16 protein-coding genes and 3 pseudogenes are annotated in these 17,736 nt (G+C 39.9%); 8 read left to right on the forward strand and 11 right to left on the reverse strand.

Translation table 11 applies throughout. From position 1 onward, the window contains the following. The first annotated feature begins 14 nt into the window (after positions 1-14). On the forward strand, positions 15-497 hold the full coding sequence (gene ispF, locus ACYRY3_RS18145) for a 2-C-methyl-D-erythritol 2,4-cyclodiphosphate synthase (RefSeq protein ID WP_460203006.1): 483 nt from the start codon (positions 15-17) through the stop codon (positions 495-497). Between the two features lie 395 nt (positions 498-892). On the opposite strand, the gene ACYRY3_RS18150 is transcribed toward ispF, so the two are convergent. From ACYRY3_RS18150 to ACYRY3_RS18160, 3 genes are all read right to left on the reverse strand, one after another. Beyond that, positions 893-1,789, reverse strand: coding sequence for a dimethylarginine dimethylaminohydrolase family protein (locus tag ACYRY3_RS18150; RefSeq protein ID WP_460203007.1), 897 nt, complete (start codon positions 1,787-1,789; stop codon positions 893-895). A gap of 131 nt (positions 1,790-1,920) precedes the next feature. Then, the gene (locus ACYRY3_RS18155; protein WP_460203008.1) at positions 1,921-2,670 is read right to left on the reverse strand and encodes a transmembrane-type terpene cyclase; all 750 of its coding nucleotides are present in this window, start codon (positions 2,668-2,670) and stop codon (positions 1,921-1,923) included. A gap of 686 nt (positions 2,671-3,356) precedes the next feature. Then, a complete protein-coding gene (locus tag ACYRY3_RS18160) occupies positions 3,357-4,286 on the reverse strand; it encodes a J domain-containing protein (RefSeq protein WP_460203009.1) in 930 nt (309 codons plus the stop codon). Between the two features lie 448 nt (positions 4,287-4,734). On the opposite strand from ACYRY3_RS18160, the pseudogene ACYRY3_RS18165 reads away from it, so the two are divergent. The 3 genes and pseudogenes from ACYRY3_RS18165 to ACYRY3_RS18175 all read left to right on the forward strand — a co-directional run bounded on the left by ACYRY3_RS18165 (position 4,735) and on the right by ACYRY3_RS18175 (position 6,923). Then, positions 4,735-5,995: pseudogene (locus ACYRY3_RS18165) on the forward strand (RNA-guided endonuclease InsQ/TnpB family protein). A 5-nt stretch (positions 5,996-6,000) separates the two neighbouring features. Beyond that, positions 6,001-6,372: an NINE protein gene (locus tag ACYRY3_RS18170; protein ID WP_460203010.1), complete on the forward strand. Its 372-nt coding sequence runs from the start codon at positions 6,001-6,003 to the stop codon at positions 6,370-6,372. A 14-nt stretch (positions 6,373-6,386) separates the two neighbouring features. Continuing rightward, positions 6,387-6,923, forward strand: coding sequence for a helix-hairpin-helix domain-containing protein (locus ACYRY3_RS18175; protein WP_460203011.1), 537 nt, complete (start codon positions 6,387-6,389; stop codon positions 6,921-6,923). Between the two features lie 60 nt (positions 6,924-6,983). Here the strand turns inward: ACYRY3_RS18175 and lepB are convergent, their stop codons facing one another. Then, entirely contained in the window at positions 6,984-7,556 is a 573-nt protein-coding gene (gene lepB / locus ACYRY3_RS18180; protein ID WP_460203012.1) for a signal peptidase I, read from the reverse strand. 646 nt (positions 7,557-8,202) lie between these two features. On the opposite strand from lepB, the gene ACYRY3_RS18185 reads away from it, so the two are divergent. Further along, on the forward strand, positions 8,203-9,516 hold the full coding sequence (locus ACYRY3_RS18185) for an NB-ARC domain-containing protein (RefSeq protein ID WP_460203013.1): 1,314 nt from the start codon (positions 8,203-8,205) through the stop codon (positions 9,514-9,516). Continuing rightward, the gene (locus tag ACYRY3_RS18190) at positions 9,470-10,930 is read left to right on the forward strand and encodes a protein kinase domain-containing protein (protein ID WP_460203014.1); all 1,461 of its coding nucleotides are present in this window, start codon (positions 9,470-9,472) and stop codon (positions 10,928-10,930) included. The genes ACYRY3_RS18185 and ACYRY3_RS18190 overlap by 47 nt, the downstream gene beginning before the upstream one ends. A gap of 44 nt (positions 10,931-10,974) precedes the next feature. On the opposite strand, the gene ACYRY3_RS18195 is transcribed toward ACYRY3_RS18190, so the two are convergent. The 3 genes from ACYRY3_RS18195 to ACYRY3_RS18205 all read right to left on the reverse strand — a co-directional run bounded on the left by ACYRY3_RS18195 (position 10,975) and on the right by ACYRY3_RS18205 (position 12,695). After that, positions 10,975-11,235 (reverse strand): hypothetical protein, encoded by a 261-nt coding sequence (locus ACYRY3_RS18195; RefSeq protein WP_460203015.1) that lies wholly within the window; start codon positions 11,233-11,235, stop codon positions 10,975-10,977. 13 nt (positions 11,236-11,248) lie between these two features. After that, positions 11,249-11,578 carry a flavoredoxin gene (locus ACYRY3_RS18200; RefSeq protein WP_460203016.1) on the reverse strand — a complete coding sequence of 110 codons (330 nt, stop codon included), beginning with the start codon at positions 11,576-11,578 and terminating at the stop codon, positions 11,249-11,251. A 199-nt stretch (positions 11,579-11,777) separates the two neighbouring features. Continuing rightward, complete coding sequence (locus ACYRY3_RS18205; protein ID WP_460203017.1) at positions 11,778-12,695, reverse strand: Tll0287-like domain-containing protein; 918 nt, start codon at positions 12,693-12,695, stop codon at positions 11,778-11,780. 427 nt (positions 12,696-13,122) lie between these two features. On the opposite strand from ACYRY3_RS18205, the gene ACYRY3_RS18210 reads away from it, so the two are divergent. Further along, positions 13,123-13,977, forward strand: coding sequence for a phosphate/phosphite/phosphonate ABC transporter substrate-binding protein (locus ACYRY3_RS18210; protein WP_460203018.1), 855 nt, complete (start codon positions 13,123-13,125; stop codon positions 13,975-13,977). A gap of 21 nt (positions 13,978-13,998) precedes the next feature. On the opposite strand, the gene ACYRY3_RS18215 is transcribed toward ACYRY3_RS18210, so the two are convergent. The 3 genes and pseudogenes from ACYRY3_RS18215 to ACYRY3_RS18225 all read right to left on the reverse strand — a co-directional run. Continuing rightward, positions 13,999-14,340 (reverse strand): element excision factor XisI family protein, encoded by a 342-nt coding sequence (locus tag ACYRY3_RS18215; protein WP_460203019.1) that lies wholly within the window; start codon positions 14,338-14,340, stop codon positions 13,999-14,001. Next, positions 14,328-14,744 carry a XisH family protein gene (locus tag ACYRY3_RS18220; RefSeq protein WP_460203020.1) on the reverse strand — a complete coding sequence of 139 codons (417 nt, stop codon included), beginning with the start codon at positions 14,742-14,744 and terminating at the stop codon, positions 14,328-14,330. The genes ACYRY3_RS18215 and ACYRY3_RS18220 overlap by 13 nt, the downstream gene beginning before the upstream one ends. Before the next feature lie 210 nt (positions 14,745-14,954). Further along, a pseudogene (locus tag ACYRY3_RS18225) lies at positions 14,955-15,518 on the reverse strand (AAA family ATPase); the annotation flags it as partial. Here ACYRY3_RS18225 and glnA point away from each other — a divergent pair. After that, positions 15,517-16,731, forward strand: a pseudogene (glnA, locus tag ACYRY3_RS18230) (type I glutamate--ammonia ligase); the annotation flags it as partial. The pseudogenes ACYRY3_RS18225 and glnA sit on opposite strands and share 2 nt — an antisense overlap. A gap of 106 nt (positions 16,732-16,837) precedes the next feature. Here glnA and gifA read toward each other — a convergent pair. Beyond that, positions 16,838-17,038, reverse strand: a complete 201-nt coding sequence (gifA, locus tag ACYRY3_RS18235; RefSeq protein WP_460203021.1) for a glutamine synthetase inactivation factor IF7A — start codon at positions 17,036-17,038, stop codon at positions 16,838-16,840. Between the last annotated feature and the right edge of the window lie 698 nt (positions 17,039-17,736).

Here is a 17,736-nt window from a genome sequence, read left to right on the forward strand (position 1 = left end):
TCTCAACAAATTTTATGAATATTAGGATTGGCAACGGTTACGATATACACCGCTTAGTTGTGAACCGCCCTTTGATTTTAGCAGGGCTAGAAATTTCTCATGAATTTGGATTATTGGGTCACAGTGATGCTGATGTGCTAACTCATGCGATTATGGATGCAATGCTGGGAGCCCTAAGCTTGGGAGATATTGGTCATTACTTTCCGCCCACCGACCCTCAGTGGGCAGGTGCATCAAGTCTAGATTTGCTGGCTAAGGTGCGGGCTTTGGTACGGGATCGGGGGTGGCAAATCGGCAATATAGACTCTGTAGTGGTGGCAGAGCGACCGAAACTCAAGCCCCATATTCAGACGATGTGCGCCCAAATTGCAAATGTTTTGGAACTGGAACCATCGCAAGTAAGTATTAAAGCAACTACCAATGAAAAGCTTGGTCCTGTCGGACGAGAAGAGGGAATCGCTGCCTACGCCGTAGTTTTGTTGGTATCTTCCAACTGAATCTTCTAATCGTTGCCAGAAGGTAAGTTTGGCTTTAGCTAAAACCAAAATTTATCCCACATCTGACCGCGAAGTGGCAGTGTAGGATGAATTTTGGGGCGATGACGTTCTCCCAACAGGACTGTACCGAAAAAGAATTTTTGTACGCTAAAAATTTCAACTAATCGTTAAAAGTACTGCCAGGAAAGATTTTCAGCTTAAAGTTCTGTTTGATTTTTCACCCCACATTAGGATCTGAATGCGAAAATTTTTCCTTCTTTTAACAATCCCTGAAACTCGTTTCAGGATTTCAAGTTTTTCGCGATTCGTACAAAAATTGTCTTTTGGCACAGTCACGCTATTATTAATTAATCCGTAATTCATGGCTTTCTAATTACGAATTACGAATTATTCGGTCAAATCCTTTCAATTGGTAGAGTAGTGCAGCGAAATGAGCCAGGTAGTTTGGTTACTTCCGAATAATCAACCAAAATAGTCTCAATGCCTTTAGACTCTAGTAATGAAGCTAAGCGTTTACTTCGCTCAAGCATAACGACTTTTTGAGGTGAAATTGTAAAAGTGTTAATTTCAATGTTGGCTGCTTCCTCATCTGTTGCTTCTATCAAATCAAAATGATTCTCGAGCCATTTCAAACTTTTTGGTTTGAAACTTTTAGGGTGGATCAATCCAATTCCTTTGGCTGGAGTGTTGAACTTTGTATCCAAATGAATGATTCCCCTATGAGTAAACTCTAAGGTGACGACTTCGCGCTCTATTTTTAATTCTTTTAGTTTCTTTCGCAAACAATCAACTCCCTCTTGGTCAGTTTCTTCACCAAGACCAACAATAATATATTGCTCATCTACTATCACATCGCCGCCTTCAATTGTTCCACTTTCTAAGTGAACTACTTTGGAGAAGAGAGGGAGAAGATTTCGCAATCCTTCCATTTCTCGCTTCCTATAGTAGCGTCTTGGATTTGCACAAAAAAAAGTGTTGTCAATTGCAAAACCTATATCCCGCGTGTAATGTTGTGAAGCACAATCTGGTATTTCATCTGCCAATAGCACTTCAACTCCATTCGCTTTCATGACTTCCATAAACGCTTGTTGTTGCTGGCGCACTTTTTCTATGTTATAAAATAAGGAAGCTTTATTGTACCAAAATTGATAAATTGCTGCTTTGTCGATTGCTCCATATCGTACCAAAGAGAAGACAGACATAGGATTGGCGAAACACATTATCACTTTTTTCAGTGTTGCTGTTTCAGATGGAATCTTAACTGTAATTGTATCAGTTATAACTTGATTCATTTTCTTGGTATCTCTTAAAATTTCATTAGAATGAGTGAAGAAAACTGCTACTGCTGAGTTAAATCGGTTAGGAGGTGTAGTGACTTACTGCTTTATGTAATGCAAAGTCACTCTACTCCTAATACGTAGTCTTAAGCAGGATTGGAAGTTAATAAGAACCTTGTCCAAGGATTTATTTTTCTTTCCCTACAATTGCGATACAAAAGGACGATATAAAGAACATCAAACATTAACGTAGCCAGATACACAATTTTGATTAGAGGGGTTAACGGATAGGTATTGCTAGATATAATTTGTGTTATTGCTGCCTGAAGACTTAAAGGGGTATTAATATCTGCAGGAAACACAAACAACAATGATAAAAAGGCAAAAAGAGTCCCCATAAATTTGAAGAATGCAATGTAAAGAGATTGACCGGAAAGGTCATCACGCCGGATAAGCATACAAATAAAAAGGATTGACATTATCAAGTTTTGACCAAAGCCAGTGTATACTCCCCTTGTATCGTTGAATTCGTAAACAATTGCCAAAATGATAGCAAAACAAATGGCTATCGTTGCTAAAAAAATGGCATGAAAGTTTTTCTTGATAATTGGGGATTTAAAATCATTTGCTCCATAAAGAAAACACTGTAAAGCAATTGGTAAATCAAAGAAAAACCATGCAATACTAGAAAAGTGTAAAAGTTGACCCGGAGGAATGTAAATAAATGAATAAATGGCTTCCCATGAAATATTTGCACTTAGAGCAACTATGGGCATTCCAAATGAACGATCTTTAAAACCACGCCAGATAATAGCGACATATGTTAACACCCAAAACACTCCACTACCAATGGCACATATACTCCACAAAGAGTTCATAATTTCATTTGTATTCATAATTTCCACCAATGAAATAAACAACTAAAACCAAAATTGTTGAAAAAATCTTTCAACAACATCTGCTAAATCAAATGTCTTAAGAAGTTCATTTGATTTCAATTTATGAACTTGCCGTTGCCTTGTTTCTGCGTTAGAAAAAGTTGACTTGCAGGGAAAGACTTTTAAGAAGAAATTAAATATTTGTCTTTCTTTGTTTAGCTTGCCAATTCAAAACCGTTATCACCAGTGAAATTCGAGGGAATGAGAATGAAGTTAAGCTTTTCTACCCTTCACTAACCACAAAGTGCGGTTGTGTTACAAAAACCGAGAGGGGTGGTAAAGTAAGAACCCACCTCTTTTTGCCATTTAGGTGGGGACTGAACTCAACATTTTTGTTCAAACTTCTGCTTACCTTTTGGTCTAATGCACCTTTGAGGCAGCATCTGTAAAATTGTTTTGGAGATAACCATCTTCATCTCAGAGTCAAAAAATCCCATCTTGCCCACTCTCCACCGAGCAATAACACCCAGTAGCTCTTATACTTGTGATTTTAGCTTTATTCTAATCTACGTAACTCATCTAAAAAACAGGCTTCGGTTAGATCGCAGTTTTCTACCGCAATTTCAACACTTGACCTGCCCGAAGTCAATGGTCAACGGTCAATAGTAAAAACTCTTGCCTCTAGACTCTTGACTTTTGGCTCTTTACCCGAGCTCGATCCCAGAACGTTTCTTGGCTGATAACCAACCTAGTAAAGCAGCAATACTAAGAGCTTTTGCCATTGATTTGGGATTTGCAGCCGTCGTCAGTTCTAGTTTGAGCGATGAAGCATATTTTAAAGCTAGTGGTTGTTTTGGGTTAAGTCTTAATGCTTGACGTAGATAAACTTTTGCCATACCTAGAAGATTCTGTTTGAGATATACGAATCCCAGTAAAGCAAGATAATTGCTGTTATTCGGTTCTAATTGGATGGCATCTCGCAATTCTTGTACGGCTAGTTTCCAGTTAGCTTGTTTGACATACTCAACTCCCCGTTGGTAGTGCCGTTGAGCATAGCTTACCATAACTGGTTTAGTTTCATATATTGTCAATTCAACTGACTTAACATCAGGAATCTTAACAAAATCTGTAGCGTTTTGTTGAACTGGAGCATCAGCTGAAGGCAAAGAACAATAAACTAAATTGAGTTCGCTTAACTGCTGAGTGATTTGATAAGATTCAGTCAGCAATCTATATTGCCCTTCTCCTAGAGAAGCGATCGCCTGCTCGTAAAAAATATCTGCCACGCTCCCTGATACTTCTATGAGTTCTTGCGCTAAGGGAGTTTGTAAGGACGAATCTTTCAGTAATCGCGGGACTCTTGCTTCTAAGCGCAGCCTTGCTACTGTCTGCTGACGAGAATTGGTTTGTTTTAAGAGTTCGTAAGCTGGGTTGATCAAGCAGGTAAACACAGCCCTCGCTAATTCTTTACCCGCACCGTTGCTTCTGATAAAACGGTCGGGATGGAGTTGCTTAGCTAATGAGTGGTAGCGTTTGAGAATCTGATGTTCGCTAGCAGTCACAGAAATTCCCAGCACAGCATAGGGATCTGACAGTTGTTTTAACCATTCTGGTGGTAATAAAGTCTGTGACACAGTAAATAGAGCATCAATAAAAATACTATATAATTGCTTCTTATATCATCTCATTCCAGAGACTAGGTAATCAGTCAGTGCTACCTAACATAATCTTTAATATGAGAACAAGAAGTCTTGAATTTATGTATATACACTGGGCTTTTTAAGATATAAATATAACAATATAAATCCTTGTATGGATCGAGGAAATGATAAGTAATTATACTCAAAAAATCTACGATGGTTCGTAGTTGGGGTGCATGCGTTCGCCGCTCTTGCGTGCCGCAGGCTAGACAGCGCAACTACGAACCTAAAAAAGAATTTCTTTTTGTTAGCTTCAACAGCAATTCAGAAAATGTGAAGCTGTATTGCTATTATCAGAAATTTGGGTGAAAAACCTCGCCCTTCTAGGGGGACTTTATGTAAAACGTGTTAGCATAAAAATGGCGTGGGTTAGGTCGAGCCAATGATAATTTACGAGTTCAAAGTTAAAGGGAAAGACTTGCAATATAGTGCAATAGATGATGCTATTCGTACCAGTCAGTTTGTTCAAAACAAATGCATTAGGTTTTGGATGGATAACAAAAAAGTCAGCAAGTATGACTTAAACAAGTATTGCGCTATATTAGCGGACGTATTTCCTTTTGCCTCGGAACTCAACTCAATGGCAAGACAGTCTGCCGCCGAACGTGCTTGGAGCGCGATAGCTCGGTTTTACGATAATTGCAAGCAGAAAGTTAAAGGGAAAAAAGGGTTTCCAAAATTTAAGAAAAATTGCCGTTCCGTTGAATATAAAACATCGGGGTGGAAACTTTCTTTCAATCGGAAAGCCATTACTTTTTTAGACAAGAAAGGCATTGGAACTCTTAAGTTAAAAGAAACCTATGACTTAAATTCCTATCAACTAAAACAAATTAAGCGTGTCCGGTTGGTACGTCGTGCCGATGGATATTACGCTCAATTTGCTATTGACGTTGACTTGCGGATTGAAATCCAACCCACTCTTCAAGTAGTAGGTTTAGACTTAGGGTTGAAGTATTTCATTGCCGATAGCAAAGGCAATGTAGAAGAACCACCCAAGTTCTACCGCCAATCTGAAAAGCAATTAAACCGAGCCAATCGGAAAAAATCCAAGAAGTTCAGCCGACAAAGGAAAAAGGACAAACAACGGCAATCCAACAACTACCACAAAGCTAGAAATAGGTATGCCCGCAAGCATTTAAGAGTAAGTAGGCAACGAAAAGAGTATTGCAAGAAGTTAGCATATTCCGTCATCCAATCTCATGATTTGGTCGCCTATGAAGACTTAAATGTCAAAGGCATGGTACGCAATCGACATCTAGCTAAATCTATCTCTGATGCTGGCTGGTCAACTTTCCGGTCATGGTTGGAATATTTTGGTCATAAATACAAGAAGGTCACAATTGCTGTACCTCCCCACAACACCAGCCAGAATTGTTCTAATTGTGGCAAGAAAGTTCAAAAGTCTCTATCTACAAGAACCCATGTTTGTACTCATTGTGGGTATGTAGAAGACAGAGATATCAATGCCAGCATCAATATCCTGAAATGGGGATTAAGTACCGTGGGGCACACGGGAACTTACGCGCAGGCGTGATTTGCCCTCTTGGGCGATTGGGGCAACCCTGTCGTCTAACGGCGAGTCATTGAACCAAGAATCTCCGCTCATGCACGGACGGAGAGTGTCAAGAGTAGTAAAGTTATAAGAACTATGTTTAATCAACGCAAAAGCAGAAGTGTCGCCGCAATACTAGCTTTTTCTGGCACGTTGACAATTTCAGGATTACACAAGTTTTATTTGGGACAACCACTGTGGGGGCTGTTGTACGTACTGCTTTCTTGGACACCTATCCCCAAAGTTGCTTGCGCCATTGAAGGAGTTTGGTTCCTAGCTCAAGATGAAGAGGCTTTTGACCGTAATTTCAATATGGGTAAATCAGCTCTTAAAAGTTCTCAGTACGTCACCAACCAGGTAGGCGCAATTGCTGAAGGCTTGCGAGAGTTGGAACGTTTGCGTCAGGAAGGACTGATTTCTGAGTATGAATTTGAGCAAAAGCGCCGTCAGTTGCTAGACCAAATGTAAATTAAGAAAAACTTATGGAAAACTGGTTATCTTGGAATCCCAGGCTGCAAAAACTGCGTTCAAAATTAATGAATGACCCTTACTACCGACTGCAATCAGGAGAAGAAATTGCGATCGCAGCGTCCCTAGGTATTCGTATTGATGCCAATCAAGCAATTGTAGATGATTGGTTGCGTCTACCTGGTTTATCCATTCACCAAGCGCGATCGCTTGTGGAACTTTCTCGTGCTGGAGTGAAATTTTATTGTATCGAAGATATTGCAGCAGCTCTTTGTTTATCAGTACAGAGACTTGAACCGCTTAAGCCTATTTTGAATTTTAGTTATTATGACGGGGAAGCTCTAGCTCTTGGGTGTGAAATGGTTAACCCTAACACAGCAACAGTTGAGATTCTAGCGAAAGTACCTTTTATTGATTTATCTCTCGCGCAAGCAGTTGTACAAAATCGCTTATCATCTGGACCTTACCGCAATTTGGCTGATTTCCAGCAAAGGCTGAATCTAGCCGGTGATGCGATCGCCCAGCTGATGTACTATTTAAGGTTTAGTTAGTAGTTGGTAGTTAGTAGTTAGCAGAGAGTAAAACCACTAACTAATAACCACTATCCAATTTTAGATCAACCCGATTCGGTCAAGGGGCCAAAAGCGAAATACTGCCCGACCTATGATATTTTTTTTAGGCAAGAAACCCCAATAACGGGAATCGTTACTATCGTTACGATTATCTCCCATAACAAAAAATTCATTTGCAGGAACTTGCCGTTTTTCCATTGGTAGGTCTGGTGGTTCAGCAATATAGTCTTCTTGTAAAGGTTTACCGTTGAGATAGACTTTGCCACCAGCAATGCTCACGACCTCTTCCGGTCTGCCAATGATACGTTTAATAAAAGCTTGGTCTTTAGGATACCCGCGACGCTGTAATTCTTCTGGTGGCTGAAAGACTACGATATCACGAAATTCTGGGAGGTGAAAAAGGTAAGAAATCTTTTCCACCACCAAGCGATCGCCCCTATGCAAGGTGGGCAACATGGAATCTGAGGGAATGTAGCGAGGTTCTGCAACAAAGGTTCGGATGAGGATTGCCAAACATAAGGCTATTGCAACCAGAGTGACATTTTCCTGCAAACCGCGCCATACTCGCGATGACGGTGGAGTTTCTTTTGCATCACTTTCCTGATGGGTCATAGAGTTGGATGAAGATATTAGACAAATACCTTGACTATTGTGACGCTAAAAGTAGCTTTAGAAGCAAGCAAAGTTTTTACTACTGTTACTTCCCCGTAAATCTACTGGTATAGTGTCTGGCAACACTTATAATATAAGCAAAAAATATCAAACATATAAGTTCAAAAAAAATTTCTTTAGAAGAGAAAAATGATTCAATAAAGTCATCGAAGTTACAGAAATTTCAAAACAAGGTTCTAAAATACTTGTATTATTTTGCTTCCTCCTCCTAAAAAAGAAAGCTAGTTGCCGACTGCTATTGACATACAATCAGTCGGTTTTTTATATATAAAAATTTATGATTTACGTCAAAAATTGAAGGGCATTTTTTTCAAGAAAAGAGAGCATGATTTTTCAGTTGTTTATAATGCACTTCCAGTTTTAAGGTTGTAAGAGAAATTACGCCATGCTTTATATGTAAATTATTATTACAATCAATGGCAGCGTAGCGCTGGCTCAGTTATCGGCTCACTCCCTTTACCGTTGTGTCAAAATATAGAAAGAATGCTGCAAAATAACCGAAGCATCTCAATCCGAAATACTGCGGTTTTAGTTTGTAGTTAAACGTGTTTGGTGTAAAGGTTAAGATGCACCCCAAAGGGCAAAGATGACAAATTCACTAAAAGCCTCTACCGAAGGGCTGAAAATAGTTGAGCGAGCAAGAATTAGGAAGGGTTGGGATCGTCAATCTATTGCTTGGGCTGATGCTGCAAAAGTTTCGGTAGCAACTTTGAAGCGTTTTTGGCAAAAAAAGAATATCCAAGCACAATTTTTTATAGATATTTGTCATGCTCTTGGAGTTGATTGGCAAGAAATTGTTGATAACTTGAAAAGCGAAGATTGGGGCGAAGCACCTGAAGTTTCTGCTTTCTACGGACGTACTCAGGAACTAAGTACGCTAGAACAATGGATTGTCAAAGACCGTTGTCGTTTGGTAGCACTACCAGGGATGGCGGGAATTGGCAAAACTGCTCTGGCGGTAAAGTGTGTAGAACAAATTAAGAACGAGTTTGAGCATTTTATTTGGCGATCTCTCCGTAATGGACCATCTGTGAATCAACTATTGGCTAATTTGTTTCAATTGTTGTCTTTGCAAAACCCTTCTAAGGAGAGTTATTTACCAGAAGATGTAGGCGATAAGATATCAATACTGCTAGACTATTTACGTGCCCACCGCTGTTTATTGATTTTAGACAACGTGGAGGCGATTTTAAGTAGCGGTAACTTCGCTGGATATTATCGAGAAGCATACAAGGATTATGGTGAACTCTTTAGACGTATAGGAGAGGAGCGCCATCAGAGTTGCTTGGTGTTAATTGGTCAAGAAAATCCAGGAGAAATTGCCTTATTGCAAGCACAAACGTCACTTGTTCGTACTTTACAAGTAAATGGTTTACAGGAGGTAGAAGCACGAAAAATCTTAATGTCAAAAGGTTTGTCAGGTGAGAATACATGGGAAGTATTGATTAAAAGGTATAGAGGCAATCCCTTAGCCTTAAAACTTATTTCTTCAACAATTCAAGAGTTATTTAACGGCAGCGTGTCTGAATATATTCAGTATCAAACATTAGTTCTTGGCAAGTTTTACGATGTTTTAGAAGAACAGTTTGAACGCTTGTCTAAATTAGAAAATCAAGTGATGTGTTGGATTGCATTAAAACGTCAACCCGTTTCATTTATAGAATTACAAAATAAATTGCCATCATCATTATCAAAATCAGACTTAATAAATGTTTTGGAATCTTTATTAAATCGCTCGTTAATTGAAACAACTAAAAATGAATACAAAGATGAAAATGAAGTTCTTTTCACGTTACAGCCTGTGGTAATGAAATATGTTACCAAGTATCATTTACCGCTAGATGTCAATTTAAATGAGCTATTGCATCAATCCCAACTGCTCAAAGCGTCAAAACCCTGATGACTTGCAATATTGTCAAGCCTGCGGTACTGAGTTGCTTATTAATAATTACTACCAATTAATCAAACCTCTGCGTCAATTATCACCAGAACATTCTACTGAAATTTTTGAGGTAAGCGATCGAGGGAAAATAAAGGTTCTAAAGTCTTTAAAAAAAAACAGACTTAAATTAATTGAACTCTTTCAACAAGAAGCTTATATATTAACTCATTTAAGACATCCGGGAATTCCAAAAGCAGAACCCAATGAATTCTTCACTTTTGTCTCCAGCAATGGTCGGGAATTGCATTGCTTGGTTATGGAGAGAGTTAGGGGGCATAATTTAGAGCAGTTGTTGTATGAAAGTGACAGCGAACCCATATCTCAAGACCTAGCCATTGATTGGCTCAGACAAATTGCAGAAATTCTGCTGTATCTGCATCAAAATGGGTTATTTCATCGGGATATAAAACCGTCTAATATTATACAAAAGCCCAATGGACAACTTGTATTAATTGACTTTGGCACAGCCAGGGAAATTACGGAAACAGTCATGAATGGTAAGACAGTTACGGTTGTTTACTCACATGGCTATACAGCTCCAGAACAATTTGAAGGGAGAGCAATTCCTCAATCTGATTTTTTTTCTTTAGGACGTACCCTAGTCCATTTACTAACAGGTCAGCATCCCACCACCTTGGATAGAGACCTACAAACAGGTGAATTGATTTGGCATGACAAAGCACCGCACATCTCTGAGGCTCTAGCAGATTTTATTGATGAATTGATGTCTCCTTCTTTAGCGATGAGACCTCAAAATCCAAAAGAAATCCTACGCAGGATAGAGCAAATTATGTTGCACATAACACTACAAAGGCTCAAGAAAATTGAATTTTTGCCGCCACAATCCTTTTCCCAGGTGGAAAAATCAGAAAATTCTGAATTGAGAAACCCTGTTATATCTAGAACAGAAACTTCTACCCGGTGGATTCTTTCACCAGAAGATTATGAACGCCTAGAAGTCATTCTTATGGAATTTATTGGTCCTATAGCTCCTGTTTTTTTAGAGCAATTGGGGGAACAAGTGCATAGCGCAAAGGAATTAGTAGAGAATGTGCTGCTTTTTCTGCCTCCCCAAAAACGGTTTGAGTTCAAAAAAAAAGTTACCTTCCTTTTACAAGAAGAAACTGCAAAACCTTCACCAACGCCACCTAGTTTATTGAACGGCAAAAACCCAGTTGTTACCGAAAGCTTTGTCCAGCTATGCCAGCAAGAGCTAACTGATTTAATTGGTCCAATAGCTGCTTTTATTGTGCAAGACACTCTGGAATCTTGTCCGCAAATTTCCCCACAGGAATTGGTGAAAGCCTTGGCAGCAGAAATTCCCGATCCACAAAAGGCTGATGAATTTCAACGACGCCTTGCTATTGAATAGGTAAACTCGTTTCTCTAGTTTCCTTCTCAACATTCAAAAAGTCTTTAGCTCTTTGTCTGAATTGCCAACTCTTCCACTTGCCTGATTTGATTCCAGTCTATAACAGCAACCCACATACTTTCCTCATTAGAATATTTCACGACTCCATCTACTTCCAAATCTTCGCTGTACAACGTGAGTAACTGACCGTCTTGCAACTCAATACTTTGGCTAGCCAAGTCTTCAATAGTGCCAATGCAGTTTAGACGTAACCGACCTTGGACATCAGCATTATGAAAATCTGCAAAAACTTTGGGGTTGCTCATGTAATTCCTCCGATTATGACTTTTGCCTTGCTGGATTAGTAATTGTGGGCGTAAGGACACTGCTAATTTGTTCTGGAGTTAGACCAGTCAAGGTGGCATGATTTGGACTTCTGCCGGATGTTCTAACTACATCTCCACCTAGAGATCGAATTTCACCCACCGTTGTTACTCCAACCTGTCCATGAGGAATGCTTACTGCCAACTGTGCTACTGACAATTCTACTGCACACTCAACCGAAATTCCTGTTATACCACTGGGGTGGGTTCCGGTTGCACGTTTAATATCTTCTGGACGATTGCGACCTCCTCGAACCACTAAGGCTTCGTCTGGAATTTTTTCCACAAGTGTATGCTTATCTATCTCCAATTATCGCTATATTTTACTAGAAATTAGTGCCTAACTACGAGCTATAGCAGGGCATTATCCACCAGACCTCCCACTTCCGGGCGTGCAAGATATCAGTAAATTAATATTCGTACCGACCTAATTACTTTGATTTTTCAGTACTTGTTATACTAAAATAACAAGTACTGAAAAAGCATTACTTTTTATGCTTGTTAAGAAACTTCATTGATATTTCCAAACTAGACTTCATCCGACTGAATGCTGTTGCTAGAGCACCAATTTCATCGTTAGATTTTTCTTCAAAACTAGCATCCATATCCCCAGTACTAACTTTTTGAGCAGTCTTAGCTATTTTTTTGATTCGCTCAAGTACGGTTTTCCTCAACAAAAAATTAATTAAAAGAATAACTATCGTAAAGATAACGATTAAAATCCCCATTACTAAAGAAAAAGAGCGACGAGCACTAGCAAAAACTTCTTCAGCAGGAAGAGAAACAATTTGGACAGCAACAATGTCATTAAGTTTCCATCCAAAACCATTGTTGGCTCCATAAGTAGTTAGTAAACTTTTTGGAGCTATTTCTGGCGTTGAATGGCATTGTAGACATTTTTGTTCTTTAATAGTAAATGGTTTGGCAATGTAAAATACTGAGCCTTCGGGAAGGTCGCGGAAACCAGAACGTTCTTTAATGTCTGGATGCGTGCGAAAATAGTTTACAAGCTCGGTTTCAAAGTAGTCAGCTTTATCCCGTAAATTCGTTGGATTTGGTGCTGCATCTTTAAAAAAGAAATTTTTGTACTCTTCATTTTTACGCAAATCCTCAAACACTTCTCTCACGGAAAAGGTTGGTATGGCTTCTGGAATAAATGCTGATTCGGTTTCCAATCTGGGTAATAACAGTGGATTTACACGTTCTTGTGTATAGTTTCTCACTGAGTTTATCGTTGCCATCAGGATCTGGGCTTGAAATGTCACTTCATGTTCGGCTCTCTGCTCAAGTACTTTTGATAGAGCAGCACCACTTAATGAAATGCCAATTATAAAAACAGTCACCAAAAACCAATTAAACTTAGTACCGATTTTGATATTTGTAAAATAGTTAGTTAAAAACATTACTTTAAATCAACTTTTTGCGGAAACAGTTGTAAGGGTGGAAGGCGTTTCGCCTTTACCCATGTACGTCCTTTACCTAAAAAATGCTGTAAATACTTGGCAATTATGTTAAATATTGTAAATAATATTAACTTTTTTCCAAGGTAATTCTGTTTAAATCTAGTCTTAGCTAGATATTAGCCTATTTTACGAAAAGTCACCTTAGTAGGTTGGGTTTCGTTCCTCAACCTAACAATTCAATTCAATGTTGGTTTGAATAACGAAACCCAACAATTCAATTCAATGTTGGTTTGAATAACGAAACCCAACAATTCAATTCAATGTTAGTTTGAATAACGAAATCCAACCTATACAACACATTCAGCAATTTGAGATTTCCTTTATAAACAACCTCTTAGCTCATTTATTCCGATAACTAAAACTAGTTATGTACTTAAGGTTTTCACGTCGGTTTTTTATGGTACAACTACTTTATATGATAGCTAATGCATGCCGACAAAAACCAAGTTTAGACGGTCATTTGCTCATCGGCTTAATTAGCTATGATGAAGGACAACAGATTATCAATCGATATGCCAATTTTAATAAATATTTAGCAGAAAAAACAGGGATGCGGATTGAGCTAGAACCTGCTTTTAATGAAAAGAAAGCTCTTGAGCGTATTCAGAACCAAGCTTGGTCATTGGTGTTTGCTCCTCCAGGAATAGCCGCGATCGCAATTGCTGACTACCAATACCTTCCCCTGTTCCCCCTACAAGGTTTAAATCATTTACGTTCTATCTTAGTTGTTCGTAACGACAGCCCCATCCAAGAGTTGAAACAGTTAGAGGGGCAAACAGTCGCTTTAGGTCAAGTAGGCTCAGCGACAGGATATTATTTTCCTATTTACAACCTTTACGGCATAACCCTAGCGGAAATACTTTTTGCTCCTACACCCAAAACTGTTCTAGAATTGGTTTCTCAAGGCAAGGCTTCTGCAGGTGCTCTTTCGTTGGCAGAATTCTATCTCTATAGCCCGCAATTAAACCAGACACAATTCCGCGTGTTATATACTGACCCTCATAATGTTCCACTTGGCGTGGTTTTGATTTCACCTACTGTAGAGCGCAATCGCCAAGAGCAAATTCATAAAATTATGAATGCTGCCTCAAGCAATCTCACCCAAGATGCAGGTTACATTCCCAATGCATCAGTACCGGATTACCAGTACATTATTTCTGTCGTAGAAAGAGTTAGAAACATCGCTAAACAGCTTAATGAAAAACCCGTTCGCCTATTTTAATTAGGGCAATTTTTTTGCTACTTACCCAACAGCAAAACCATCAAATTGCCTCATATATGGTGAATGATAAGCCAAAACAATATCTTCTTTAGGTACACCCAATGATACTAAATCATTGGCAACTCCTATCTCAGTACCATCATACTGAACCCAAATTTTTTCTCCTATAATGTCCATATGAATTAATGCTCCAAATATTCGTTGAAAACCATCCCAACCAGCATGGAAAATCTGGTAATGGTCGCCTTCGAGATCGCAGAAAGTATAAACTTCAATCTCTCCATTAGTAGCGCTTGGTTTCATTTGAGAATATTCGTTAAGTATCTGGCGAATAAGTTGACGGTAGTGATTTAATTTATCCATTGCACAATCACCTCAGCAAGTTGGTCAAATACAATTAGCTTAAGTTGATAGGTTTGGATGCTTAGTTGAGGTAAATCTCGACGGAAAAAAACTCGATAAATATCTGCTGGTACTGCCAAATATAACTTTCGCTGTGGCTGTTGCAACTGTAAAACTGCTCGATAATTGAGAAATTGCCCTAAAGCTGTATGAAACTCTGATATTACTGAAGGCGCAAGAAAACTTTTAACCTCTACTGCAATTTGCTCTTTATCTCGGTTTGCTACAATCAGCCGTTCAGCACCTAAATCAATCCGTAATTGGTCATCACCTAGTCGTAGGTATAATGGGTCGTTAGTAATTGTCCAGCCATCCTTTTGTAGGGCTGCTTTTACTGTATCGTGGAAGATGTCTTTGGCTGACACGGTGAGTCTAAATAAATTTTGTAATGTTTATATTACATAACAACTAGAGTAGTTCATTTTAGAGAAAAATTTTTATATCAATTGAGGAATCAAAATTGGTGGGCTTTAGCCCTACCTACGTTTTTAATTTCAATAAAAAAGCCCGCGTGGGCGGGCTTCGGTGGTATAACCCCACACATGGGCGTGGGAGGTGTAGTTGTGTATTTCTACTTAGGAATCAGCTACGGGGGTCAACAATTCCCGACGCTGTTCGCCTCGAACGGTGACATTACCGTTGTCATCAACATCAACAATGGCTGTATCGCCTTCCTTGATGCGACCGGAGAGAATTTCTTCTGCAAGGCTGTCTTCCAACAGGCGCATAATAGCCCGACGTAACGGTCTTGCACCGTAGCTGGGGCTGTAACCTTCTTGGATGAGACGGTCTTTGAAGCGTTGGGTAACTTCCATTGCGATGCCTTTTTCGCCAAGGCGACCAAAGACTTCCTTGAGCATGATGTCGGAGATTTGCGACACCTCTTCTTTGGATAGTTGACGGAAGACAATGATTTCATCCAGACGGTTGAGGAATTCTGGACGGAAGTATTGTTTCAGTTCTTCGTTCACCAAAGACTTGATTCGGTTGTACTGTGCTTCAGATACATCTTCAGCAACGTCGAAGCCGAAACCGCTACCGCTCTTCTCAATCACCTTAGAACCGATGTTAGATGTCAAAATCAGCAAAGTATTCTTGAAGTCTACCGTGCGACCCTTGGCATCGGTTAAGCGACCATCTATGGTACTCGATCCAAACACTGCCTGGATCGACCCTTTCATGCAAGAACCAACGCTAAGCATTATTTGCAGCATTAAGGAACCTCGCACGGGTGAATGGTACAGCCGTTGTCCTCGCGTTATCGCCCAGAAAGCAATTGACTATCTTGTTAAAACTGGTATTGGCGATACAGCGTTCTTTGGTCCGGAAGCTGAATTTTTCATTTTTGATGATGTCCGCTTTGACCAAAACCAACACTCAGGCTACTACTACGTAGACTCCGTTGAAGGTCGTTGGAATTCCGGCAAAGAGGAAGGACCCAACCTGGGTTACAAACCCCGCTAAAAAGAGGGTTACTTCCCAGTTGCTCCTACGGATACCTCGCAAGATATGCGGACGGAAATGCTGCTGACGATGGCAAAGTGTGGGGTACCTATTGAAAAACACCACCACGAAGTTGCTACTGGCGGTCAGTGTGAATTGGGTTTCCGTTTCGGAAAGTTGATTGAAGCAGCTGATTGGTTGTTGACTTATAAGTACGTCATCAAGAACGTTGCTAAGAAGTACGGTAAAACCGTTACCTTCATGCCCAAGCCAGTCTTCCAAGACAATGGATCTGGTATGCACACCCACCAATCCATTTGGAAGGATGGTCAACCGCTATTTGCTGGAGACAAGTATGCTGGCTTGAGTGAAATGGCGTTGCACTACATTGGGGGTATTCTCAAGCACGCACCCGCACTGCTAGCAATTACCAATCCTACAACCAACTCTTACAAGCGTTTGGTTCCCGGTTATGAAGCACCAGTTAACTTGGCTTACTCCCAAGGAAACCGTTCTGCTTCTATCCGTATTCCTCTGTCTGGTACCAATCCCAAAGCCAAGCGCTTGGAGTTCCGCTGTCCTGATGCGACTTCCAACCCATATCTGGCATTCGCTGCTATGTTATGCGCTGGGCTAGATGGTATCAAGAACAAAATTGACCCCGGTCAACCTTTGGATAGGAATATTTACGAACTTTCTCCTGAAGAATTGGCGAAAGTTCCTTCAACTCCAGGTTCTCTTGAACTCGCCTTGGAAGCACTGGAGAAAGACCACGCGTTCTTAACTGAACCTGGCGTATTCACTGAAGACTTGATCAACACTTGGATCTCCTACAAGTTGGATAACGAAGTCAACCCAATGCGGTTACGTCCTCATCCCTACGAATTTTCCCTTTATTACGATGTGTAACAGTTACCAATGATAATCGGTTACTGGTTCATCATTCATTAATTGGAAGAACATAAGTTAAGCCACCCAATATGGGTGGCTTTTTTTAGCCCTCAATCTCTTACCCCTAGCTCATAGACGCATTGCTGCGATCGTAGGTCGTGCGAGCACTGGGGTCAATTTTGCCTTGGGTAGGGTTCCAATAGTGGGATACTTCTCCAGGAAGACCTAGTTCTTCGCCTGCACGCTCCAGCATGGATTGTTGACGATTCTTGATCAACTGATAGTGACGCATCATTAGAGCACGTGCTTTTTCTTGTGTAGACATACCTAAATCCTCCTTAATGGTTTTTATTTATTAATGTCAATATTGTCTGACATATTTCATTAATTTTAAGATAACACAGATTCTGTATCTTAAGTTACGGAATGAATAATTTTAATATAACTTAATAATGGGAACCGAAAATGAGACTGCTAGTACTCCCTTTCCGCCCTCAGGGACTCTTAAAAAACACTCTGGAGGGAGGGAGTGTCTGAGTGAGGGAGGGAAGTGTTTCTTCCATTCATAACGGGTAGTGTGCCGCCTGTGGGGCGCTTTCAAATAAAAAAACCTCCCAAAATTTCTTGTGGTGCGCGCTTTTAGCCCGCACTTCATACAAAATGCCCACCATTCACACAGGGCATCACTCATAGAGGGCACCGCTTATATAAGACACCGCTTATATAAGACACAACTTATACAGGACACCATTCATACAGGACGGGCGAGGACGCCCGTTCCACAAGGTTCCACAAGATAAACAAAAAAGCACGTAGACAAAATCACGTAAGTGGGGAAATGCCAAAATTCTACTCAACTCGTGTAAACAACAATTGACGTATGACTAAAGACAGATGACAACTGACAAAGGACAACCGTGACTAGTTAACTTGATTTGTGACAAGCTATGTACAAACCAAATAGGTATTTCTACAGTTTTTTTCAGAACGCGTGTGTCAGACATGGAAAAGACAGAGCAATGT

Source organism: Scytonema sp. NUACC21, from assembly GCF_054684315.1.